19 protein-coding genes and 1 riboswitch are annotated in these 22,923 nt (G+C 64.1%); of the genes, 11 read left to right on the top strand and 8 right to left on the bottom strand.

What is annotated here, in order from left to right:
* Nucleotides 1-2: 2 nt before the first annotated feature.
* Complete coding sequence (gene cobG, locus ASU23_RS23570; RefSeq protein WP_058038799.1) at nucleotides 3-1,145, bottom strand: precorrin-3B synthase; 1,143 nt, start codon at nucleotides 1,143-1,145, stop codon at nucleotides 3-5.
* A gap of 74 nt (nucleotides 1,146-1,219) precedes the next feature.
* A riboswitch (cobalamin riboswitch) is annotated at nucleotides 1,220-1,305 on the top strand.
* A 63-nt stretch (nucleotides 1,306-1,368) separates the two neighbouring features.
* On the opposite strand from cobG, the gene ASU23_RS23565 reads away from it, so the two are divergent.
* Nucleotides 1,369-4,989 (top strand): cobaltochelatase subunit CobN, encoded by a 3,621-nt coding sequence (locus tag ASU23_RS23565; protein WP_058038798.1) that lies wholly within the window; start codon nucleotides 1,369-1,371, stop codon nucleotides 4,987-4,989.
* Nucleotides 4,990-5,028: 39 nt separating this feature from the next.
* On the opposite strand, the gene ASU23_RS23560 is transcribed toward ASU23_RS23565, so the two are convergent.
* Entirely contained in the window at nucleotides 5,029-6,684 is a 1,656-nt protein-coding gene (locus ASU23_RS23560) for a GMC oxidoreductase (protein WP_082661451.1), read from the bottom strand.
* A 203-nt stretch (nucleotides 6,685-6,887) separates the two neighbouring features.
* On the opposite strand from ASU23_RS23560, the gene ASU23_RS23555 reads away from it, so the two are divergent.
* Nucleotides 6,888-7,268 (top strand): PPOX class F420-dependent oxidoreductase, encoded by a 381-nt coding sequence (locus ASU23_RS23555; RefSeq protein WP_058038797.1) that lies wholly within the window; start codon nucleotides 6,888-6,890, stop codon nucleotides 7,266-7,268.
* A gap of 7 nt (nucleotides 7,269-7,275) precedes the next feature.
* On the opposite strand, the gene ASU23_RS23550 is transcribed toward ASU23_RS23555, so the two are convergent.
* From ASU23_RS23550 to ASU23_RS23535, 4 genes are read right to left on the bottom strand one after another with little or no spacing between them, the layout of a single operon-like run.
* Nucleotides 7,276-8,181: a TIGR01777 family oxidoreductase gene (locus ASU23_RS23550; RefSeq protein ID WP_058038796.1), complete on the bottom strand. Its 906-nt coding sequence runs from the start codon at nucleotides 8,179-8,181 to the stop codon at nucleotides 7,276-7,278.
* Nucleotides 8,181-9,539, bottom strand: a complete 1,359-nt coding sequence (locus ASU23_RS23545) for a metallopeptidase TldD-related protein (RefSeq protein ID WP_058038795.1) — start codon at nucleotides 9,537-9,539, stop codon at nucleotides 8,181-8,183. Before ASU23_RS23545 ends, ASU23_RS23550 begins: the two co-directional genes overlap by 1 nt.
* A complete protein-coding gene (locus tag ASU23_RS23540; RefSeq protein WP_003944822.1) occupies nucleotides 9,536-11,056 on the bottom strand; it encodes a TldD/PmbA family protein in 1,521 nt (506 codons plus the stop codon). Before ASU23_RS23540 ends, ASU23_RS23545 begins: the two co-directional genes overlap by 4 nt.
* 30 nt (nucleotides 11,057-11,086) lie before the next feature.
* Nucleotides 11,087-11,854, bottom strand: coding sequence for a TSUP family transporter (locus ASU23_RS23535; protein WP_030536361.1), 768 nt, complete (start codon nucleotides 11,852-11,854; stop codon nucleotides 11,087-11,089).
* Nucleotides 11,855-11,928: 74 nt separating this feature from the next.
* Here ASU23_RS23535 and ASU23_RS23530 point away from each other — a divergent pair, with 74 nt between their 5' ends.
* Both ASU23_RS23530 and ASU23_RS23525 read left to right on the top strand, forming a co-directional pair.
* Nucleotides 11,929-13,056 carry a sensor histidine kinase gene (locus ASU23_RS23530; RefSeq protein ID WP_082661459.1) on the top strand — a complete coding sequence of 376 codons (1,128 nt, stop codon included), beginning with the start codon at nucleotides 11,929-11,931 and terminating at the stop codon, nucleotides 13,054-13,056.
* A gap of 57 nt (nucleotides 13,057-13,113) precedes the next feature.
* Nucleotides 13,114-13,773, top strand: coding sequence for a response regulator transcription factor (locus ASU23_RS23525; protein WP_003945024.1), 660 nt, complete (start codon nucleotides 13,114-13,116; stop codon nucleotides 13,771-13,773).
* Nucleotides 13,774-13,810: 37 nt separating this feature from the next.
* On the opposite strand, the gene ASU23_RS23520 is transcribed toward ASU23_RS23525, so the two are convergent.
* Nucleotides 13,811-14,470 (bottom strand): hypothetical protein, encoded by a 660-nt coding sequence (locus ASU23_RS23520; RefSeq protein WP_003944837.1) that lies wholly within the window; start codon nucleotides 14,468-14,470, stop codon nucleotides 13,811-13,813.
* A gap of 250 nt (nucleotides 14,471-14,720) precedes the next feature.
* Between ASU23_RS23520 and ASU23_RS23515 the strand changes: the two genes are divergently transcribed.
* The 6 genes from ASU23_RS23515 (at nucleotide 14,721) to ASU23_RS23490 (ending at nucleotide 21,422) form a co-directional block, all read left to right on the top strand.
* Nucleotides 14,721-15,281, top strand: a complete 561-nt coding sequence (locus ASU23_RS23515) for an FxsA family protein (protein ID WP_003944915.1) — start codon at nucleotides 14,721-14,723, stop codon at nucleotides 15,279-15,281.
* 12 nt (nucleotides 15,282-15,293) lie between these two features.
* Nucleotides 15,294-16,928 carry an amidohydrolase gene (locus ASU23_RS23510; RefSeq protein WP_003944830.1) on the top strand — a complete coding sequence of 545 codons (1,635 nt, stop codon included), beginning with the start codon at nucleotides 15,294-15,296 and terminating at the stop codon, nucleotides 16,926-16,928.
* A gap of 37 nt (nucleotides 16,929-16,965) precedes the next feature.
* Nucleotides 16,966-18,534 (top strand): apolipoprotein N-acyltransferase, encoded by a 1,569-nt coding sequence (gene lnt, locus ASU23_RS23505; protein ID WP_058038859.1) that lies wholly within the window; start codon nucleotides 16,966-16,968, stop codon nucleotides 18,532-18,534.
* A gap of 92 nt (nucleotides 18,535-18,626) precedes the next feature.
* Entirely contained in the window at nucleotides 18,627-19,457 is an 831-nt protein-coding gene (locus ASU23_RS23500) for a hypothetical protein (RefSeq protein ID WP_047270554.1), read from the top strand.
* 136 nt (nucleotides 19,458-19,593) lie between these two features.
* On the top strand, nucleotides 19,594-20,247 hold the full coding sequence (locus ASU23_RS23495) for a hypothetical protein (RefSeq protein ID WP_228232700.1): 654 nt from the start codon (nucleotides 19,594-19,596) through the stop codon (nucleotides 20,245-20,247).
* On the top strand, nucleotides 20,244-21,422 hold the full coding sequence (locus ASU23_RS23490) for a PrsW family intramembrane metalloprotease (RefSeq protein ID WP_042450947.1): 1,179 nt from the start codon (nucleotides 20,244-20,246) through the stop codon (nucleotides 21,420-21,422). The genes ASU23_RS23495 and ASU23_RS23490 overlap by 4 nt, the downstream gene beginning before the upstream one ends.
* A gap of 444 nt (nucleotides 21,423-21,866) precedes the next feature.
* Here the strand turns inward: ASU23_RS23490 and ASU23_RS23485 are convergent, their stop codons facing one another.
* The gene (locus ASU23_RS23485; RefSeq protein WP_003944971.1) at nucleotides 21,867-22,205 is read right to left on the bottom strand and encodes an RNA polymerase-binding protein RbpA; all 339 of its coding nucleotides are present in this window, start codon (nucleotides 22,203-22,205) and stop codon (nucleotides 21,867-21,869) included.
* 189 nt (nucleotides 22,206-22,394) lie between these two features.
* Here ASU23_RS23485 and ASU23_RS23480 point away from each other — a divergent pair, with 189 nt between their 5' ends.
* Nucleotides 22,395-22,751, top strand: coding sequence for a hypothetical protein (locus tag ASU23_RS23480; protein ID WP_042450945.1), 357 nt, complete (start codon nucleotides 22,395-22,397; stop codon nucleotides 22,749-22,751).
* Nucleotides 22,752-22,923: the final 172 nt, after the last annotated feature.

Genomic DNA, 22,923 nt, shown 5'->3' with positions numbered 1-22,923 from the left:
CATCACCGATCGGGCGGATTCACCCGGTAACCGTCACCCGTCGCGATCACATCCGCTACGTCCCCGCGGGGACGTCCGCAGCTGCGGTCGCACCCGGCCCAGTGCTGGCGCCCGACAACCGGAAGTTCTGCCTGCTCGACGGCGGTGATCGCGTCGGCGCGCACGTCGGCGAGCGACTTCTCGCATCCCGGACTTCCGGTGCAGGCGGTGACCTCGAGCCACGGTGAGTTCTCGTCGAAGATCAACCCCATGGGTGCCAGCACCCGGACTACCTGCTCGGCTGCCCATTCGTCGAGGTCGAAGATATGCACCGATCGCCACGGCGTCACGACGACGGGCTTGTCGACGGCGGCGAGGAACTCGGCCAGCCGAGCGTCGAGCAGTCCGAATCGCAGGCCGCCGCCCAGAGCTACGGTCCCGTCGCGCTGCTCGAGCCAGCCGACAGTGGGCCGTGCATCCGGCGTGAGGTCCGCCGCAACGGTGGACTCGGCGCTCAGACCCAGCTGCTCGAGGGTGCGTTCGATTCCGTCCGGAACCTCGGCCAGGCGCCAGTGCTTGTCGCGAACGTCGAGGAACGATCGAGCCGCCTCGAGGAGCAATTCGACGGCGTCGTCCGCCTGGACGAGATGAGTGGTGTGGTGACCGGCGAGCACCAGTGAATGCTCGGTGGCGCTGCGCGCATGGAGTCCGAAATCGCCCCGTAGCCCGGTGATGTCTCCGCGCCCGTCGTCGAGGGTGAACAGGGTTCGCCCTGGCAGATCCGCCAATGCTTGATCTGCTTGGATCGCCGAATCGAGACGGTGGACCAGTTCACGAATGTCGGCTACGCCCCCGATACGGCCGGACAGTGGGGACGCGAGGATGTTGCGCACTCGCTCATGCGTCGCGGACGGCAGCAGGCCGGCCGACGCGATTCGCGCTGCGAAGGCTTCGGGATCCGAGACCGAGCGCAGTTGGACGTTGCCCCTCGAGGTGAGTTCCATCTGCCCGTTGCCGAGATCGCGCGCTGCGTCGGCGAGCGTCTGCAATTGGACCGGGGTGAGGAGTCCGCCGGGTAGGCGCACGCGAGCCAGTGCGCCGTCGGCGGCGTGGTGAACTTGCAGTGCACCCGGGCACGCGTCTGGCTGTGAACGGTCCGTGGGCATGGCTCCAGGGTACGACCTGTCATGAGTGCCTTCTGCGGACCGGTAGCATCACCACCACCAGTGACGGCAGTTGAGGAAACCGGTGGAAGTCCGGTGCGGTCGCGCCACTGTGAGTGTTGCTCGAGCGGGACGTGTTTCCGCTCGGAAACACGAGTCAGACCCTCAACCGCCGTCGATGACAGATCTGTGCCACGGGGCGCGAAACCCCAGGAAGGCTTCACCCGTGATTCTTCTGCTCTCCACGTCCGACACCGATCTGCTGAGCGCCCGCGCCAGCCAGGAAGCCGGCGACGGAGTCTCCTATCGCTGGGCCAACCCCTCACGCTTGCTGGTCTCGGAGGACTTGCCGCCCTTGCTCGACGGCGTCGACCTCGTGATCGTTCGTATCCTCGGCAGCCGTCGCAGCTGGGAAGACGGCCTGGACATGGTCCTCGCCTCCGGACTCCCCGTAGTCGTTCTCGGCGGCGAGCACGCGCCGGACGCCGACCTCATGGAGTGCTCGACGGTTTCCGCCGGCGTTGCTGCCGAGGCGCACAACTACCTGGCCGAGGGTGGCGCACAGAATCTGGCACAGCTGCACCACTTCCTGTCCGACACCGTCCTGCTCACCGGCCACGGGTTCGAACCGCCGGCCCACCTGCCTTCCTGGGGCATCGCTGATTTCGCGCCCGATCTCGACTCGGCGAGCGGTCCGGTCATCGCAGTTCTGTACTACCGCGCCCAGCATTTGGCCGGAAACACCCGGTACATCCAGGCGTTGTGCGACGCGGTCGCCGAGGCCGGTGGCACCGCGCTGCCGATCTACTGTGCATCTCTGCGAACCGCAGAAGCCGAACTTCTGAGCACGCTCCGCCGCGCCGACGCCATGGTCGTGACAGTTCTTGCTGCCGGTGGCACGAAGCCCGCGACCGCGTCCGCCGGTGGCGACGACGAAGCCTGGGATGTCGCCGCACTCGCTGCGCTCGACGTCCCCATCCTGCAGGGCCTGTGCCTGACCAGTAGCCGCGCCACCTGGGACGAGAACGACGACGGACTGTCGCCTCTCGACGTCGCGACCCAGGTCGCGGTGCCGGAATTCGACGGCCGCATCATTACCGTCCCGTTCTCCTTCAAGGAAATCGACTCCGACGGACTGTCCACGTACGTCCCCGACGTCGAGCGCGCTGCCCGTGTCGCCGGGATCGCGGTCCGTCACGGCAAGCTGCGCCACATTCCCACCACCGAGCGTCGCGTTGCTCTGATGCTCTCGGCGTACCCGACCAAGCACGCCCGCATCGGCAACGCCGTCGGTCTCGATACTCCGGCGAGCGCAATCGACCTGCTCACCGAAATGCGTTCTGCCGGTTACGATCTCGGTCCGGTCGACGGCCCGGACGCAGTTCCCGGCCTGGCGGCGAAGGACGGCGACGCGCTGATCCATGCCCTGATCGCGGCCGGCGGACAGGATCCCGACTGGCTCACTGCCGAGCAGCTCGAGGGCAATCCGATCCGCATCTCGGCAGCGAAGTACCGCGAATGGTTCGCTACCCTGCCCGAGGAACTGCGCAGCGGTGTCGAAGAGCACTGGGGCGCAGCGCCCGGAGAGCTGTACGTCGACCGCTCGCAGGATCCCGACGGCGAAATCGTCATCGCGGCACTGCGATTCAACAACATCGTTCTCATGGTCCAGCCGCCGCGGGGATTCGGTGAAAAGCCCGTCGCGATCTACCACGACCCGGATCTGCCGCCGAGCCACCACTACCTCGCGGCCTACCGCTGGATCGCTGCAACACCGGACAACGGCGGATTCGGCGCCGACGCCGTTGTGCACCTCGGCAAGCACGGAAACCTCGAATGGTTGCCCGGCAAGACGCTCGGCATGTCCAGCAACTGCGGCACCGACGCAGCCCTGGGCGACCTGCCGCTGATCTACCCCTTCCTGGTCAACGACCCGGGTGAAGGAACACAGGCAAAGCGTCGTGCCCACGCGACGCTCGTCGATCACCTGATCCCACCGATGGCCCGCGCCGAAAGCTACGGCGACATCTCCCGTCTCGAGCAACTGCTCGACGAGCACTCCAACATCTCCGCACTGGACCCGTCCAAGCTGCCGGCCATTCGCCAGCAGATCTGGACGCTGATGCGGGCAGCCAAGATGGACCACGACCTCGGCCTCGCGGAGCGTCCCGAAGAAGACGTGTTCGACGACATGCTCCTGCACGTCGACGGGTGGCTGTGTGAGATCAAGGACGTCCAGATCCGCGACGGCCTGCACATTCTCGGCCGCGCACCCGAGGGCGACGCCGAAATCGAACTGGTCCTGGCCATGCTCCGTGCCCGTCAGATGTGGGGCGGCGAACAGAGCGTCCCTGGTCTGCGCGAAGCTCTCGGGCTCAGCGAAGACGGCGACGAGTCCCGCAACCGTGTCGACGACGTCGAGGAAAAGGCGCACGCTCTGGTTCGCGGCATGTACGACGCCGACTGGAACCCCGCTGCGGCAGAACAACTCAGCGACGACGAGACCGTCGTGAAGATCCTTCAGTTCGCGGCCACCGAAGTGATTCCACGCCTCCGACAGACGAACAACGAGATCAAGCAGGTCCTGCACGCGCTCGACGGCGGCTTCATCGCCGCCGGCCCGAGTGGGTCACCGTTGCGCGGCCTGATCAACGTGCTTCCCACCGGTCGTAACTTCTACTCCGTCGATCCCAAGGCAGTTCCCTCACGACTGGCGTGGGAGACCGGTCAGGCGATGGCCGAGTCGCTCGCCGCTCGATATCTCGCCGATCACGGCGAGTACCCGCGCTCGGTGGGTCTGTCCGTGTGGGGTACCGCCGCCATGCGTACCTCCGGCGACGACATCGCCGAAGTGTTCGCGCTCCTCGGTGTTCGCCCTGTCTGGGACGAAGCAAGCCGACGCGTCGTCAACCTCGAGGTCATCGATCTCGAAGAGCTCGGCCGCCCGCGCATCGACGTCACCGTCCGCATCTCCGGATTCTTCCGTGATGCGTTCCCGCACGTGCTCGCACTGCTCGACGACGCTGTTCAGTTGGTCGCCGCATTGGACGAGACGGACGAGCAGAACTACGTGCGCGCCCACGCGCAGGCCGACCTTGCCGAGCACGGCGATGCCAGGCGTGCGACCACTCGCATCTTCGGTTCGAAGCCCGGAACCTACGGCGCCGGCCTGCTGCAACTCATCGACTCCAAGACCTGGCGCGGTGACGACGACCTCGCCGAGGTGTACACCAACTGGGGCGGCTTCGCGTACGGCCGTGGGCTCGACGGAATCCCGGCAGCCGACGACATGCGCAGTGCATACCGTCGAATCAACGTGGCGGCCAAGAACACCGACACGCGTGAGCACGACATCGCCGATTCGGACGACTACTTCCAGTACCACGGCGGCATGGTTGCCACCGTGCGCGCGCTGACCGGAAAGTCGCCGGAGGCATATATCGGCGACAGCACTCGACCGGAATCGGTTCGCACACGCACACTTTCGGAAGAGACCGCACGTGTCTTCCGGGCGCGCGTGGTCAATCCCCGCTGGCTCGACGCGATGCGCCGTCACGGGTACAAGGGTGCGTTCGAGATGGCGGCCACGGTCGACTACCTCTTCGGGTACGACGCCACCACAAACGTGGTCGCGGACTGGATGTACGAAAAGCTCGCCGAGACCTACGTTCTGGACGAGCAGAACCAGAAGTTCATGACGCAGTCCAACCCGTGGGCCTTGCACGGAATCGCCGAGCGGCTCCTCGAAGCCGCCGAGCGCAACATGTGGGAGCACCCCGAGCAGAAGACACTCGACGGCTTGCGTCAGGTGTACCTCGAAACCGAAGGCGAACTCGAGGGGGAGTAAACCTCGAGAATCACTGGCAGGTCCGGGCGCTGAAGTGTGTCAGCGTCCGGACTTGATGATCTGAGCGATGTTCCGCTCCGCCAGAGCAGTGATGGTCAGTGACGGATTGACGGTGCCGGTGCTGCCCGGAATGGCAGCGCCGTCCATCACGTACAGGCCGTCGTAGCCCTTGACTCGCCCGTAACCGTCGGTGGCCTTGCCCAGAACCGCACCGCCGAGGGGATGCGCGGTGAACGAGGAATTGACGTCCTTCGCGAACGGCAATGCCGACGGCAGCGTGGTGCCGGCGAAGGCCATCTTGTTCTGGACGGCGCGTAGTGCCTCGACGGTGGCGTCGTTGCCGTTCTTCGGCCAGTTCAGCACCACCCGATCGGAGCCGCCGTCGTAGGCGAAGTCGGCGCGCTGCGAGTCGAGGGTCATCCCCAATGTTCCGAGCATGCCGATGTTGACGGGTAGGCCGGGGACGTACCAATTTTCCAGGGAGAGTGGCATTCCCGACTCGTCGACGATGCGTGATGCCGACGGTGCGGCTTGCGCAGTGCCGTCACTGAAGCCGAACGAGCGCACCATCCCGGCGTCGCCGTTCGTTCCCCAGCCCTTACCGACGTGTTCGTTGAGGTTGGGCAGCGCGCCCGTCGCCTGGGCGCGTACCAACAGTTCGGACGTGCCGATCGAACCGGCGCCGAGGAACAGACGGTCACAGGTAAGAGTCTTCCGGGCCAGAACGCCACCCGTCGGATCCGTCGATTCGACGTCGACGACGTAGCGTCCATCACGTTCGCGACTGATCGCGAGCACCTGATGTCCGTAACAGACGGTGGCTCGTCCGGTGGCTTCGGCGGCAGGAATGTAGTTCTGTGTGAGGTCGAACTTAGCGCCGTTGGAGTTACCCATGTTGCTGTCACCGACAGTGGCCGAGGCTCGGGTTCGGCCGTCGAGTTCTGAGCGCACCACGTCCCAGTTCCAGATCCCGTCGATCCGCTGCGGATCGAATCCGGCACGACGAGCGTCCTGATCCCAACGACGCGAGTGACCGAAGTTCGGGGTTTGGTAAATGTCTTCGGGCAACGGGCTCAGACGCAGCATCTGGCGCACTTTGGGGTACCAGGTGGACGCCATCTCGTCGTAGTCGAGGGAGTTGCCGAAGACTGCGTCGAAGAATCGGCGCTCGGGCGCGATCATCACGCCGGTGAAGATGATGGAACCACCGCCGACTGCAGCGCCGCGCCAGACCGAGATGTGTTGGTAGTCGGTGGCATCGAGGACGCCGCTGAAGTAGTCGCACGCCACGGGGAGTCCGGTGAGGTTGGTGAACGATGTTCGCCGGAAGACTCCGCGGCCGTCGGCCAGCATGTCGGAGGTGTGAATCTCCCGTTGCGGATCGTGGGGCCAGCGAAGTCCGCGTTCGAGGATGGTGATCTGGGTGCCGCTCTGCGCCAGTCTGAGGGCGGTGGCGCTTGCGCCGAATCCGGACCCGATGACGATGGCTTCGGAATGCTCCGGGGGAGTAGGAGAGGGTGCGAACAACTCGGGGACGAGCGCGCGGTAGTGATCAGCACCCATCGGGAGCGCCCGCAGTGGTGCGGGGGTGGCGTGGCTGGTCGACGTCGAGATGAGCGGTGTCGCGGCGGCAACTGCTGCCCCCGCCCCGGCGGCTTTGAAAAAGTCACGACGCTGCATGTCACGGCGCTGCATGTGTAAGTTCGACTCCCCAGTTCGACGGTTTGCCTCAGAATAACTCGAGATGGAGTTCGGGGACGAAACGGCGTGTCCGACGTCAAGAAGAACCGGATAAAACGTGCATAAGTGGCACTTCCTGGGTGGTACTGATCGGTCGCCAGATAGTCGCGGAAGCCTGTCGGTGTTCAACGGGAGGCGCTCGCACCTATCCTCGAGGAGTGAACTCCGACTTCAAGCGCGTCTCCGAGGCCAAGTACGTCCTACTCACGACCTTCCGCAAGGATGGAACTCCGGTGGCGACTCCACTCTGGGCCGCGCCGGACGGCGACAAGCTCCTGATGTGGACCGTCACCGATTCCTACAAGGTCAAGCGCATCAGGCGAAACCCGTCGGTCACCGTCGCTGCGTGTGACGCTCGGGGAAATCCGAAGGGTGAACCGGTGGCCGCCGTCGCCGAGATCCTCGACGCGCCGGGCACCGATCATGCCCGCGACGCGATCGCGCGGCGCTACGGAATCCTTGGCTGGATCACCATGAAAGGCAGTCTCCTGCGCCGCGGCAAGACCGGAACGATCGGACTTGCCATCACTGCAGCCTGACCGCGCGTCAGTTGCCGAGCAGATCGTCCAACGCTGAGTCGAAGCGCGGATAGGTGAATGTGAAGCCTTTGTCCGCCAACACTTTCGATACGGCATGGCGACCCGTCAGGCCCAGGGCAGCGTCGCTGCGAAGAAGGAACGCGCCGAATCTGACCATGAAAGCGGGCGTCGGCGGCGCAGGTGGCCGGTGAAGGTGCTTGCGCAGCCCGGCCATCAGTTCTGAGTTTCGGACGGGATCCGGAGCCGTCGCGATGACTACGCCCGAGGCAGCCGAAACGGGTTCGAGTGCCCAACGAACGATCGACAGCCAGTCCTCGATGTGAATCCAACTGGTCCATTGCCTACCCGAGGCGACGCGTCCGCCCAGTCCGAGACGCACGAGCAACAGCAATCGCTCGAGCGCCGGTGTGCCCTTCTCCAATACGACGCTGGTTCGCAGGATCACTACTCGTGACGTGTTTGCTCCCTCGACCGCGGCCTCCCAGTCCTTTGCGACGTCGGTCATCTGAGGTGGTCCGTCAGCGAGTGGGGAAGCCTCGTCGAGTCGGGTCTCTCCGGCGTCGCCGTAGATCGCGAGTGTGCTCGCCTGGATCCACACCGGAACAGGGTTCGCCAGTAGTTTCGACGCTTCGACCAGCGCGCGGGTCGGATCGACTCGGGAACTGGTGAGTAGTGCGATGTTTGCCGGTGTGGGTCGGCGATCGACCAACTCGCCGGCCAGATTGATCACCGATGCGCCGTCGAGTTCTCCCGCCCAGTCGCCCACCGTGACGCCGTCCCACTGAACCTGCCTGTGCTTGCCGAGTTTCGGTGAGCGAGTCAGGACCACGACGTCATATCCGCGGTCGGCGAGATCGTCGCTGATTCGGCGGCCGAGAGCGCCGGTGCCGCCGGCGATCACGACCTTCGCCATCACTGCGCCTGACTGACCGAGGACATGTGGAAGTCGGGAATCCGCATGGGCGGCATGGCCGTGCGGGTGAACCAGTCTTTCCACTCCCGGGGAAGCGTGATCTCGGTGCGTCCAGCCTCGGTGACCCGCCGCAGGAGATCGAGCGGACTCTCGTTGAAACGGAAGTTGTTGACGGCGCCGACGATCTTGCCGTCCTCGATCAAATACACCCCGTCACGGGTGAGTCCGGTCAACAGCAGCGTCGTGGGATCGACCTCACGGATGTACCAGAGGGTTGTGAGCAGTAGACCCTTCTCGGTACCTGCGATCATGTCCTCGATCGAGGTGTCGTCACCACCGGTCAGGATGAGGTTGTCGCCGGGAACTGCGACGGGTCGACCGAATTCTCGCGCAGCGTGGCGCGGGTACGCCAGCGCATTGACAACCCCGTCGCGGACCCAGTCGACGGGTTCGATCTCCATACCGTTGTCGAACAGTGAGACGGATTCACTCGACGACGTCGTGATCACGAACGGCGCGGATTGCAAGCCCTCGGCGCCGGGGTCGGAGGTGAGTGTCAGTGGCAATCCGAGCTTCTCGCCGATCCGGGTACCACCGGTGGTGGACAGTGCGGTGTGGCCCTCTTCGGCGCCGCGACCCTCCATGGTCCACATCAGATAGATCATCAGGTCCGCCACAGCCGACGGCGGAAGAATTGTCTCGTAGCGGCCGGCAGGCAGACTGACGGAGTTACCCGCCCAGTCGAGTCGAGTGGTCAACTGCGACAAGAGCTTCGGTATCGAGATATCGCTGAAATCGACAGTTCCGGATCCGACCCAGGCGCTGGCGTCGCCGCGCTTGCCGTTGATTTCCACGGAGCCGGTGGCCTGAGCCGTTCTACGTCGCACGCCCGTCGAGGTGCCGAGCCAGGTGGTGTGCAACTGGTGGTGAGCGAAGCCGAACAACTGGTCGCCGCCGTCGAAGCCCTTCGCCAGGTCGGCAGCCAACTGAGCAAAGACACCGATGTCGGTCAGGGCGGCCGGCAGGTCCCAGTCGGTCTCTGCCGCCGACTGCGTGATCAGGTCGGACGCGTCGTCAGCCGGAGTGGCTGTGCGCGCAGCTTCTTCGCTTGCCTGTACGAGTACGGAAATCTGCTCCGGATCGACACTGCTGGAACTGACAGTGCCCACCTTCGCGATGTCACCCTCGCGCACGATCGAGATCACCGTCCACGACCGGGACAGCGAAACTCCGTTGGTGGTCATCGAATTGTTGGCCCACCGCAGCGACGCCTCACTCGCATCGGTCACGATCACCAACGATTCGTCTACCGTCCTCGCGGCCAGTGCACGCTCGACGACCTGCTGCGGATCGATCACTGCTGAGCCTCCGAACGAGTATTGAGGATGTTGACTCCGCGGAACAGAGCGGACGGGCAGCCGTGGCTGACCGCCGCAACCTGACCGGGTTGCGCCTTGCCGCAGTTGAACGCCCCCTGCAGGCGCCAGGTCGACTCACCGCCAACGGCTTCCATCGAGCCCCAGAAATCCGTCGTCGTCGCCTGATACGCCACGTCGCGCACCTGACCGTCGAGCTTTCCGTCACGGATCTTGAAGAACCGCTGACCGGTGAACTGAAAGTTGTAGCGCTGCATGTCGATCGACCAGGACTTGTCACCGACGACGTAGATGCCGTTCTCGACTCGCGAGATCAGGTCTGCAGTCGAGGTGTCCGTAGAAGGGTCGGGGGAGAGCGAGACGTTGGCCATTCGCTGGATGGGAACGTGATGTGCGGAGTCGGCGTACGAGCAACCGTTGGAACGCGTCAGCCCCAGCCTCGGCGCGAACACGCGGTCTAGTTGATACCCGACCAGTGTTCCCTCTGCCACCAGATCCCACCGTTGAGAGGCGACGCCGTCGTCGTCGAATCCGACGCTGGCCAGGCCGTGCTCTTCGTTTCGGTCGGCGGTCACGTGCATGAGTGGCGTTCCGTATTTCAGCGTTCCCAGCTTGTCCGGCGTCGCGAACGACGTACCGGCGTAGGCCGCTTCGTAGCCGATCGCGCGGTCGTATTCGGTGGCGTGTCCGATGGATTCGTGGATCGTGAGCCACAGATTGGTCGGATCGATCACGAGGTCGGTCGGACCCGCTTCGACGGTCGGTGCCTTGGTCTTCTCGGCCAGCCACTCCGGGATCTGCGCGAGCTCATCGCCCCAGTTCCATGTGCTCTCCGCCCCGAGGTACTCCCATCCGCGGCCTACCGGCGGCGCCAAGGTGCGCATCGATTCGAAGCTGCCGGCCGACTTGTCGACGGCAGTGGCCTCGAACTCGGGGTGTAGACGCACCCGTTGCTGGGTGATCGACGAACCGGCCAGATCCGCATAGAAAGTTTGCTCCTTGACCTGGAGGACACTCGCCGTGACGTGATCCACGCCGTCGGCGGCTTGAAGCCGTCCGGAGTAGTCGACCAGCAGGCCTACCTTCTCGGCCGTCGGTGTCGCGAAGGGATCTTCGAGGTACGGCGACACCCACGTCGCGTCGGCGTAGACGGGCTCGTCGGCGAGGGTGACCGGATCCCGATTGAGCGAGCGCAATGCCTTCGCGACCTCGACCGCTTGGCGTGCCAGCGCAGCAGCGACATCGGGGGACACCTCGGCGTGCGAGGCGAATCCCCACGTGCCGTCGACGATCACACGGACGGCGACCCCGATCTCGTCTCCGTCGGACACCGCCTGAACTACGCCGTCGCGCAACCTGATCGACTGTGTGAGCACGCGGTGGACACGAACATCGGCGTGCTGGGCGCCGGCCGTTCTCGCTGCCGACAGCGCCGCATCAGCGACAGCTCGCAGCGGGAGGGCGAGGAAATCTGCATCGACATCTCGGGTGACGGTCACGCACACGACGCTAGCCGACGACCGCCGATCTCAGCCGAACTGCTGCCATCCGAGGCGAATCACCATGGCGATCACGACCACCAACAGCGTGATCCGCACGAATCCGGATCCCTTGCTCAGCGCCATCCGCGAACCGATGACCGCGCCGAGAACGTTGCACACCGCCATCGCCAAACCCAAACTCCACCAGACATGCCCGGTGACGGCGAAGTAGGCGAGCGCGCCGAAATTGGAACCGAGATTGATCACCTTCGCCATCGCTGCGCTCCGAACGAATTCGGTTCCGAGGAAGGTCGCGAAGCTGATGATGAGGAAGGTGCCGGTGCCGGGTCCGAGCAGACCGTCGTAGAGGCCGATGAGTCCGGCGGAGAGCAGCAGGACGAGGACGGTCTTGCGCTGCGTCGGACGATGAGTCGCGATCGTGGTGCCCAGCGTCGGACGCATTGTCACGAATACGGCGACGGCGACGAGGACGACCATCACGATCGGAATGAAGTACTTCTTGTCGATCAGCGAAACGGCCGCCGCCCCGCACGCGGCCGTCACCGCAGCCAACGCGGCTGCCGGCGCCATCTGCCGCCACTCCATCGGGATTCGACGGGAGAACGTGTACACCGCAGCACTCGTCCCGGTGAATGCCGTCAATTTATTGGTGGCCAGTGCCGCCTGTGGGGTCAATTGCGGGGCGACCAGAAAGAGCGCCGGCAACAGAATCAATCCACCGCCGCCGACCACGGCGTCGACCCAACCCGCCGCCGTCGCTGCCGTCATCAGCAGTCCCCAATCAGCAATATCCACGGCGGTGACTCTTTCACAGCTGTGACACTCTTGAGCACATGCGGAGGTTCAGCCTGTGGCTGCGAGGAAAGCCGATGATCGCGGACAGCGCGCTGGCGCTCGTGTTCTTCGCGCTCGAGGTAGTCACGTTCGTCAGTTCGCCGCGTGAGGAGCGGTGGCCTCAGCTCGTCGTCGGATTTCTGATCTGCTTTCCCGTCGTGTGGCGTCGCAAATATCCGCGTATCTCCGCCGCGTCGATCTTGTCGATGTCGTACTTCGCGACCTTGATGATGTGGGCGACAGGGGATCCGGCTGCGGAACATCCAGGCCTGTTGGCGCTCGGGGTCTCGCTCTACACACTCGTTGCGTATGTCGATCGACGCACCGGGGCGATTTTTGCGTGCTTCCTTGCCCTGGACATGACACTCTCGTTGCTCGTCATCCGCGAAGACGTGATCCTCACGATCATCATTGCGACCCTGCTCTATGCACTCGCCTGGATCACCGCCGAGTTCTTGAGCGCCCGCCGCGCCTACGACGAGGAAGTGGCCGCCAGACTCGAAGTGGCCGAATACGAACGGGATCGGCGTGCCGAGGATGCGGTGGCCACGGAAAGAACCCGAATCGCCCGCGAACTCCACGATGTCGTCGCCCACGCGGTCAGCGTGATGATCGTCCAGGCGGACGGCGCGTCGTATGCGGTCGATTCCAATCCCGCGTTGGCCAAGAAGGCGCTCGGCAACATCTCCAGCACCGGACGCGACGCCCTTGCCGAGCTTCGCCGTACCGTCTCGCTGCTGCGCACCGAGGTCAGTAGTGATGCGATGCCGCAACACGGAACTGCCGGCATCGCCAAGGTCGTCGAGATGATGCGGGCCGCTGGTCTCGGCGTGCGCCTCGAGCTGACCGGCGAGCTCGACGACGTCAGTCCTTCAGTCAGCCTGGGAATTCATCGCCTCGTTCAGGAATCACTGACCAATGTCCTCCGCCACGCCGGCGCAAACCCGAAGGCACGAGTCACCGTGCGCCGCACCGACACCGCGGTACTACTCGAGGTCGTCGACAACGGAACGTCGAGTTCGACCTTCTCCCACGGTTCGGGGAATGGACTGGTCGGCATGCGTGAGCGGGTGGCGGTACTGCACGGGACGCTCGAGACCGGACGACGCCCCGACGGCAGTTGGCGTGTGTACGCAGAGCTGCCGCTCGAGATCCACGATTGATACCGGCTCGCCGCAATCGCATTGGCACCGACGTCTCAGGCCCGATAGGTTTACGCCGTGCCCATCACCGTGCTGCTAGTCGACGACCAGGAACTCATGCGGATGGGCCTGAACATGGTGCTCGAAGCACATGAAGACATCTCGGTTATCGGTGAGGCCGGTGACGGAGCCGCGGCGGTCGCAGCGGCGGTGGCGCTGAAGCCTGACGTCGTGTTGATGGACGTGCGGATGCCGATTGTCGACGGGGTGAAAGCGACGGAGCAGATTCTTGCGTCCGGGATCGAATCCAGGGTCCTGGTGATGACGACGTTCGACCTGGACGAACACGCGCTCGGCGCCCTGCGTGCCGGAGCGAGTGGTTTTCTTCTCAAAGACACCCCGCCCGAGGACCTCGTGTCGGCTATCCGCAGCGTGGCAGCCGGTGACGCGGTTGTTTCCCCGAAGGTGACACGTCGTCTGCTGTCGAGGTTCATCGTGGACGGTCCGGCGCCGCGACGCGATCCGGTGGTTCTCGACGTCCTGACCGAACGCGAACGCGAAGTACTCGGGCACGTGGCCACGGGATTGTCGAACATCGAGATCGCACAGCAGCTGTACCTGTCCGAATCGACGATCAAGTCGCACGTCGGACGCATTCTCACCAAACTCGATCTGCGTGATCGTGTGCAGGCTGTGGTGCTGGCCTACGAGACCGGACTGGTGACTCCGGGCGCGTAGGCCAGCCGTCTGTCAGGCAGCGAGCGTTTCGCTCTGCTCAAGCATCAAAAGCGCCCACTGTTGGCAGCACGATGCAGGTCTTCCCGTCTGCGTAATCGACATTGCCGAACAGAGCGGCAAACACCTTGCCGTCACCGGTGTCGACGACCTTCGAGAGCAACGGCGTATCGAGTACGGGCAACTTCTCGTCCAACGGGACGATGCCGCCCTTGAACGTGCCGACGTTGATCCAGGCAACACTCAACCCTGAGGTCTTGGGTATGCCGACGTAACCCGGGATTGCCTGGAACCGGAGATGGTCGGCCTCGACCCACGGCGGCAACGGGAAGTTCGGACCGGCCTGTGCGGAGCTGAGGGTGACGGTGACGGGTTCACCAGCCACGCCACACCCGACCGTCGGTGCGGGGTACATGAACGACTGCGGCTTGGTGACGCCGATGTCCGGGAGATCGAGAGCGGTCGTGATCTGATCAGCGCCTGCCGTGCCGATCAACTGCTGAACAGCAGCAGAGGCTTCGGGGGAGATGGCTGCGGCCTGCGCGATCAGTGCGGCAATTCCTTCGGGTACCACCGGTTCTGCGGCCGCGGTTCCCGCGCTGATCATCGCGCTGCCGGCGGTGAGTGCCACGACGGCGGCAGTGCCGGCGATGGCAGCGGGAATGCGTCGGGCGAGTGTCTTGCCGGGGAGTCGGCTCATGTCGGGCTCCTTCATTTCATGAGGCCGGGAAATGCGGCCCGAAGTGACTTGACCATGCGCAGAGTCTCAACGTCAACTTGAGGTTTAGAATCGTTAGCGGAGCGTTAGTTAACGCCAGGCAAGTCGCACGTGCGTGAGAGAAGGCCCGTGTGACTCACGGCACCCACCTGTTTTGCACCTCTGCGTCGTTGTCGGGAGAAAAACCGGCCTCTCGAGCGTTGAACGAATAGACCGTCTGAAAGGGGACGTCATGATCGCCGCCGTATTTCTCCTCTACGTGATCGTCGAGATCGCAGCCTTGGTCATCGTGGGCAACGCCATCGGTGTCGCCTGGACAGTGCTGCTGTTTCTCGCCGGATCGCTTGTCGGATTGATCCTCATGCGCTCGCAGTGGCGACGGGTCATGGACGGGTTCCGTAAGGCCACGCGGGGTGAGGGATCGCCGTCACTGGCGGTCGCCGACGGCGCCCTGGTCGCGGCGGGCTCCGCGTTGATGTTCGTACCCGGACTCGTGACTTCGGTTCTGGGCCTGCTGCTTCTGATTCCGCCGACCCGCTGGGCGCTGCGCCCGCTTGCAGTGCTCCTGGCAGGTAAGCGCGCAGCCGCATTTGCCGCCGGTGGTGACGCCTTCGCCGGAACCGTCGGCTACGCGGCGCGGATGCGCGGAAACGGCGAGGTGATCGACGGCGAGATCATCGTCGAGACACCCGAAACCACCGAGTACGTCGCCAGCAACGGCAAGGAACTGGTGCTCGAGGGTGAGATTCTGGACACGGATACACCCACCCGTTCGCGGGGGCCGCAGTACTAACAGGCAGACTGGGTGCTCGTGACTACTCGTCTGCTGGTCAACGGCCGGATCTACAGTTCATTTGCACCTGACGCGACCTCGATCGCCATCACCGACGGCACCGTCGTGTGGGTCGGCGACGAGCGCGCCGGACGGGCGTTGCACCCCGCCGCGGAGATCGAAGACCTGGGTGGTGCGTTTGTCACTCCCGGGTTCGTCGACACCCACGTCCACATCACCGCACTGGGACTCAATCTCGTCGGCCTCGATCTCGTGGGCGCGAACTCTCTGGACGAATGTCTCTCGCGAGTACGAACATTCGCAGCCGCGAACCCCGAAACTGCCCATCCCGACGCAGTCATCTGGGGACACGGTTGGGACGACACCGAGTGGGCCGAGCAGACCCCGCCGTCGACCGCAGATCTCGACGCGGCCGCCCCTGGCCGCAAGGTGTATCTCTCGCGGATCGACGTTCACTCGGCCGCGTGCTCGAGCGCATTGCGCGACGGGATCTCCGGCCTCGCCGACACCGCTGGATACTCAGCCGAAGGCCCGTTGACGTTCGACGCACACCACCTGGCGCGCAATGCCGCTCGGAATCTGCTGACGGAAACTCAGCGCGCGTCTGCTCGTACCGCTGCGCTCGATCTCTGCGCCTCACGCGGAATCGTGGCCGTTCACGAGTGCGGGGGACCGGACATCTCGGGATTGACCGATTTCCAGGAACTGTTGGCCCACGATCACGGCGTGGAGGTTCGGGGCTACTGGGGTGAGCGTGTCGACAGCGAAGAGGATGCTCGCGCGCTCCTCGACAAAACCGGAGCAGACGGACTCGGCGGGGATCTCTTCATCGACGGCTCGCTCGGTTCGCATACCGCGTGGTTGCTCGAACCCTATGCAGACCAACCTGATTCGACGGGCAATGCCTACCTCGACGTCGACGCGATCGCCGCACACATCCGGGCCTGTACCCTCGCGGGCGTCCAGGCCGGGTTCCATGCCATCGGTGACGGCGCCGTCTCGTCGGCAGCTGCCGCGTTCCGCAGGGTCGCCGACGAACTGGGTGGCCCCAAGGTCGCCGCGTTGGGTCACCGCCTCGAGCACGCGGAAATGATGTCTATGGCCGACGCGGAAACCTTTGCCGCCTTGGGTGTCATCGCTAGCGTCCAACCGGTGTTCGACGCACTGTGGGGTGGCACCGACGGTCTTTACGCCACGCGCCTGGGAGTAGAGCGCGCAGCAGCGTTGAATCCGTTTGCACCTGCTGCCGGTAAGGGTGTCTCGCTCGCATTCAGCTCCGACGCCCCGGTCACCCCCATCGAGCCGTGGGCGATGCTGCGCGCCGCTGTCCAGCACCGCACCGACGGAAGTGGAATCTCGCCGCGTGCGGCCTTCTCCGCGGCAACTCGCGGCGCCTGGCGCGCGGGCGGAGTGCGGGACGGCGCCGCGGGAACCCTCAATCCGGGCGCACCGGCCTCCTACGTGTTGTGGGAGGCAGGCGAACTCGAAGTGAGCGCACCCGCCGACTCGGTTCAGCGATGGTCTACCGATCCGCGCTCGCGCGTACCCGCTCTGCCGAGGCTGGCGGAAGATGCGCCGATTCCGGTCTGCATCAAGTCGGTGCATCGCGGACGCGTCGTCTATCAGCGCGGCTCGTCGAGTGAGTGAGGCCGGCGCAGAGGCGTCTGTCGGTGATCGCTCCCGTGTGAGCGCTGTGCTCACCGGTTCCGCATGGCTACGTTCGCTGTACGCGGCCGCAGGTGGATTCCTGATCTTCGCAGGGTTCCCACCCCGCCCGCTGTGGTTCTTGGCGCCCGTCGGGATCGCTCTTCTGACGTGTGTGTTGACGAACTTCGGGCGCGGCGGACTGCGCCTTCGTGCCGGCTTCGGTTACGGATACTTGGCCGGTCTCGGATTTCTGGTGCCGTTGCTTCCGTGGATCGGTGTGTTCGTAGGTGCGGTCCCGTGGATCGCGTTGGCCGCGGTGGAGTCGTTGTTCATCGGACTGTTCGGGCTGCTTGCGGTTCTGGTGGCGAGGTTGCCATGGGCACCCTTGTGGATTGCTGCGACCTGGACGCTCACCGAGTGGCTTCGTTCCAGCGTTCCTTTCGGCGGATTTCCTTGGGGCAGGCTCGCATTCGGTCAATCCGAAGGGTGGCTCCTCCCTCTTGCGAGTGTCGGCGGTGCGCCGCTGCTCAGCTTCGCGGTGGCCCTGACCGGTACCGGCTTGGCAGCAGTTGCAGTCGCTGTCGCGGCCAAACGATGGGACCGAGGATTCTTCGGAGCTGTTGCCGCTGCCCTCGTGCCCGTGATCATTGCTCTCGTGGTGTCGCCGTTCTTGTCCACCATGGATTCCGGTGATCGAACGATCACCGTCGCCGCCATTCAGGGAAGCGTTCCGAGGTTGGGCTTGGACTTCAACTCGCAACGCAAGCAGGTCCTCGACAACCATGTCGCCGAAACCGTGAAACTTGCTGCCGAGGTGGACGCGGGCCGCGTCGATCAGCCTGACGTCGTGATCTGGCCGGAGAACGCCTCGGACATCGACCCCCTGCGAAACGCCGATGCCGCTGCCGACATCACCCGGGCCTCCGAAGCGATCGGAGCGCCGATTCTTGTCGGCACCGTACTCGTGAACGCCGATCGTACGACCACCAATTCGGTGATCGTGTGGGACGGCGCCAACGGTCCTCAGGAACAGCACGACAAGAAGATCATTCAGCCGTTCGGCGAATACCTGCCCTACCGAAGCTTCTTCCGGAACTTCTCCTCGTACGCCGATCGCGCGGGCAATTTCGTTCCCGGCGAGGGCAACGGCGTTGTCCATGCAGCGGGGGTACCCATCGGTGTCGCGACTTGTTACGAGGTGGCGTTCGACCGGGCGTTCCAGGAATCTGTGCGCAACGGTGCACAGTTGCTGGCGGTACCGACCAACAACGCCACTTTCGGGGACACCGAGATGACCTATCAGCAGCTGGCAATGTCGCGTGTGCGGGCAGTCGAGCACGGCCGCGCCGTCGTTGTCGCCGCAACCAGTGGTGTCAGCGCCATCATCGCTCCCGACGGTGCGGTGACTTCGCAAACCGACCTGTTCGTGCCGGCGACCCTGGTGGCGAAGGTGCCGCTCTCGACCAGCTCCACCCTTGCCAGCCGAGTAGGTCCGGTGCCGGAGATCGTGCTCAGCATCAGCGCGGTCGGCGCGATTGCCATGGCAGTGCTGGCCCGGCGCCGAGATCAGGCTGAGCACTCACCCGAGGAGACTGCGGCAATCTGAGCCGAGCATCGGATATTAGGGCTGCCGATGTTCCGAGGAGCGCCTACGCGGGTACTCGCTGTGCCACCCGTTCCTGCGTAAGGCGGCTTCTTGTGACCGAGCCTGAGAAAACCGAGCCAGACAAGTCCGAGCCCCGGGATGCAGTTCACAAAACCAGTGTCGTCGACGCGGTTCTGCAGTCACCGCTCGCCGGCCTGTCACCGTGGATCTTGCTGTCTTTGCTCTCCGGGCCGGGAAGGTTCGAGGAATCCGCGGCCGCAGCCCTCGGGTTGTCGCTGCTGATCTTGGCGGCCAGTCACCGGCGCGGCGGCACCGTGAAGCTGTTGGAGGTCTTCGACGTCGTGTTCTTCGGCGTTCTGGCGGCCATCGGCCTCCTCGCGTCGGCGAACACGATTCGGTGGTTCGAACTCTGGGGAGGCGAACTGACCAACATCGCGCTGGTGGTCTTTGCCTTCGGATCGATCCTGCTCCGCAATCCTTTCACTTTGCAGTACGCGAAAGAGTCGACGCCTGAAGAGTATTGGACGACGCCACTGTTTCTGCGCATCAACTACGTCATTACGGCGGTGTGGGCTCTCGCCTTCACCTGGTCGGCCGTAGTGGGCCTGTTCGGAGACGCACTGCTGCACGACGGTGACAACTTCTGGACCGGATGGATTCTGCAGTTGCTCGGAACCTTCTTCGCGATCTCCTTCACCGAGTGGTACCCCGAGTATGCGCCGAACAAGGCCGCTCAGGCTCAGGGCCTCGAAACCGAACCACCGCAGTCGATTTTCAGGCTGTTCGACTTTTTGCCGGTGTTCGTAGCCGTGACCGGCATCGCGGGGTTGGTGACCGACTCCGTTTCCGTGACCGCAGGCGTCACGTTGATTCTGGTCGGCGTGTTCGGACATCTGGCGATGCGAAGATTCACAGTCGACTAGGAGCTCTCGGTGATCTCGCGCCTACGGGAACTTGGTGCACGATCGTCTCGATGACCGGCAGGTGCCGGCTGATGCACGGAATTTGTCCGTTTCTGCGATAGTCAGTGCACCTGCCGTGCAATGGAAACGAGGGAAATTGAGCGTTATTTCGAGTACTGCACACAAGCACGAGCCCCTACACGGAAGACGTCCACCAGCGGATCACCGCTTCCTCGGATTCGACACACGAGTCTTCCCACACGCCCTCGCGATCTTGGCGGTGTGGATGCTCTGGACCGTGATCGTGCCCGCCATCGATTCCGCTGTCTCCTCCGAAGATCCAACCGGCGCCGGAGACCGGATGGCCGTGACCGAAACGGTCTCCTTCGCCGTACCTGCGGGCTGGAATGTCGACAGTGGTTTCCGAACCGACCAACATGGCGCGTCCGATTCGCTCCCACGTGTGACGTTGACCGATGGCACCGTCACCGTGAGCGTCGACGCCGACACATTCAGTGGAACTGCCGACGAGCTCCTCTCCCAAACAGATGCCGTGAGTCTTGCGACGAACGGCAGTTCCGTGCTTGCGGTCTCCGGTGCGCGCCAGCCGATCAGCACCGCCGGGGGTCTGAGCGGCGTCCAGGTCAGCTTTGACACTCCGCGGTCCGCCGGATCGGTAACCACATTCGTCGTCGACGGCAAGGGAATTCGGGTACAGGTAGTCGGCCCACCCGATCAGATCGCCGCCCGCAGTCGAGAAATCACCGACATGATCGCCTCTATCGGCACACACGAGGGAGACACCAAGTGAGCACCGATCTCCTCGAAACCCGCTCCCGCGCATTCGATACGACGGCCTGGGGCGAGAAATTTCACTTCTTCCAGCCACGCAACGTCGTGTTCTGGATATACCTGTGGATGTGCGGATTCGGCCTCGTCAAAGGCTGGCAGATGTTTGCTCCCTTCGCCGGATACTTCGGGCGCGCACTCCTCGTTGCCGGCATCGTCGGCGTCATCAGCGCCGCGGTCTGGACATGGTGGTTCCGGCACATCGACCGCTACGAACGCCAACCCGTAGGACTAGTGGTCACCGGCTTCATCTGGGGCGCCACCGCAGCAACGTTCACTATCGCAGTACCCGCGAACGGAGCAGTCGGTTCGCTCTACTCGAAGATTTTCGGGCAGGTATGGGCTCAGGACTGGCATGCGGGCCTCTCTGCACCCTTCGTGGAGGAAACCGCCAAAGGCATCGGCATCGTAGTCCTCCTCGCGCTTGCACCACGCCTGGTGCGCACCGCAACCGACGGCCTGCTCCTCGGTGCTTTCATCGGCTTGGGATTTCAGACCAGCGAAGACTTTCTGTACTCGATTGCCGGCGCAACACAGGGCTTCGGCGCCCACCAAACCGACGGCCTGCTCGGTTCCATCGCCACCCGCACCTACTCCGACATCGTCTCTCATCCCCTGTTCACCGCCCTTTTCTGCGCCGGCGTGATCTATCTGATCGGCACCCCGGCCCAGCCCCGGCGGATCGGACGCGGATTGGCGTTGATCGTGGCACCCATCCTGATCCACGGCGTGTGGGATTCCATGCTCGCGATCGCCGGCGGCAGCAGTTCGCTCGTGTTCGTCATCATGATCGGCGACATCGTCTTCGCGTTCACTGCCTTGTGGATCGCGTTCGTCTGGGCGCACCCACGTGAATCCCACTTCGTCCGTGACATTCTCGCCCCGGAAATCGAGTCCGGCGTCCTGACCGACGCCGAGGTGACAGCCGCCGGCGGATGGCGACAACAACGCACTTACGCGAAAGCCGCACCCACTCGCACCGAACGTCGCCAACGACGACATATCGTTCGTGCCGCGCTGGATCTGTGCAGCGACCTAGCTGTCAGCAAGGGCGACGACAGCCCCCAGGTCGTCGAATCACGCAACGAAATCGCCCGCCTCCGCCAAGGAACCGCGGCACAGAGCATCACTCGGTGACCGGGAAGTAGCGGAAGAACCGTTCAGCACCGCAAAACATTCACCCACACCCCAGTCGGCCGGGTTGCTTGCCATCGTCACTTGGCAAGCAACCCGGCCGAGTGACTGGGCTACCAGTTCACTCCGTATCGAAGTTTGGTGTACCGAAGTTTGGTGTACCGAAGTTTGGTGTGTCGCGGGGTGGGGGATACAGCTCACACTGGTGCACGAAGCAGTGCCGATGGTTCTCCAGCGCAAGTCCAGGATTTGCGCACTGTCGGCCCGCGAGTGCGCCTGGATGCTGAATGACGTTGCCCTGAAGTGTCTTTGAGGACCGCGAAGCATCCTGAAGTTGCCACGTCGAAGAAGGGCCGAAGTATGACGTCGACTTGTGAACGATCACTCCCCGAAGAACGAGAAAGACCGCCCGGTGTAGAACCGGACGGTCTTGATCGAAGTGCTAGTTCATGCGCCGCGACGCTTGGCCTTCAGCAAATCGAGACGCTCTTTGAGGAGCTCTTCGAGTTCCTCGACCGAGCGACGCTCGAGCAGCATGTCCCAGTGGGTGCGGGGAGGCTTGACCTTCTTGGCTTCGGGAGCAGTCCCCTCCATGAGGGTGCCTTCGAGGCCGTTTCGGCACAACCAGGTGCCGGGGATCTCGGCTTCGTCCGCGAACGGGATGTCGAAGATCTCGCCGTTCTCGCACTTGTACTTGGCCATACGACGGGGCGCGAGGTCATGGTCACGGTCGGTCTCGTAGCTCACAGCTCCGAGTCGGCTACCTCGAAGTACGCGATCTGCCATGGTGGTGTCCTCTCTTCGTTCGTCACCGCTGGTGGGCGCCCTGACTTGGGGAGTAGACGCTCACACTCATCTACAACGCCACGAGCACCCGATTGGTTCCCGTGTGGCGAGAAGACGCAACCTCTCCATCTTACCGGGTACCGTGCGCGTTCATCGAAGGCGTCCGAATCTCGAGTACAGTGTCGATTCATGGCTGAGAGCACACGCGTCGGATCACCGCAGTCTGCGCGTTCGGGAAACCCGTGTGTGTGGTGTGGTCGAGAGGTCGCGGTGACCGGTGTCGGTCGTCGACGCCGGTACTGCAGCCAGTCTTGTCGACAGCGTGCGTACGAGCAGCGCAATGCCGTCAAGGGCACGTCGATCCCGGCTGACGCCGTCATCTTGACCGCAGTCGAAGCGGTCGAACTCGTGGATCGGATGTTCGAGGTCCGATGCGCTGCCGAAGATGTGGCGACAGCAGTTGCCGAGGGCGCAGAGAGTTCAGAGCTCACACAGTTGTGTGAACGGTTGACCGAGCTTGCCCGCGAAGCCGAACGTTTCCGGTAGAGCAGGTGTGGGCAACCGGTTTCTAGCCTTGCGTCGAGCACTGCAACACTGCGGTGCTCCTGACGCCTGACGACGACAAATTTTGATCCTGAGTTCGGACCTTCGGGGAGGTTCGGACTTCGAAGCGGCCCTTCGTCGAGGTCGATGACCTTCGGCTGCGCTCTCGCAGGAT

This window comes from Rhodococcus sp. KB6 (assembly GCF_001445685.1).
Lineage (GTDB): Bacteria > Actinomycetota > Actinomycetes > Mycobacteriales > Mycobacteriaceae > Rhodococcus_F > Rhodococcus_F qingshengii.
Note: the sequence above shows the minus strand (reverse complement) of the source record. Positions and strands in the feature narration are given on the sequence as shown.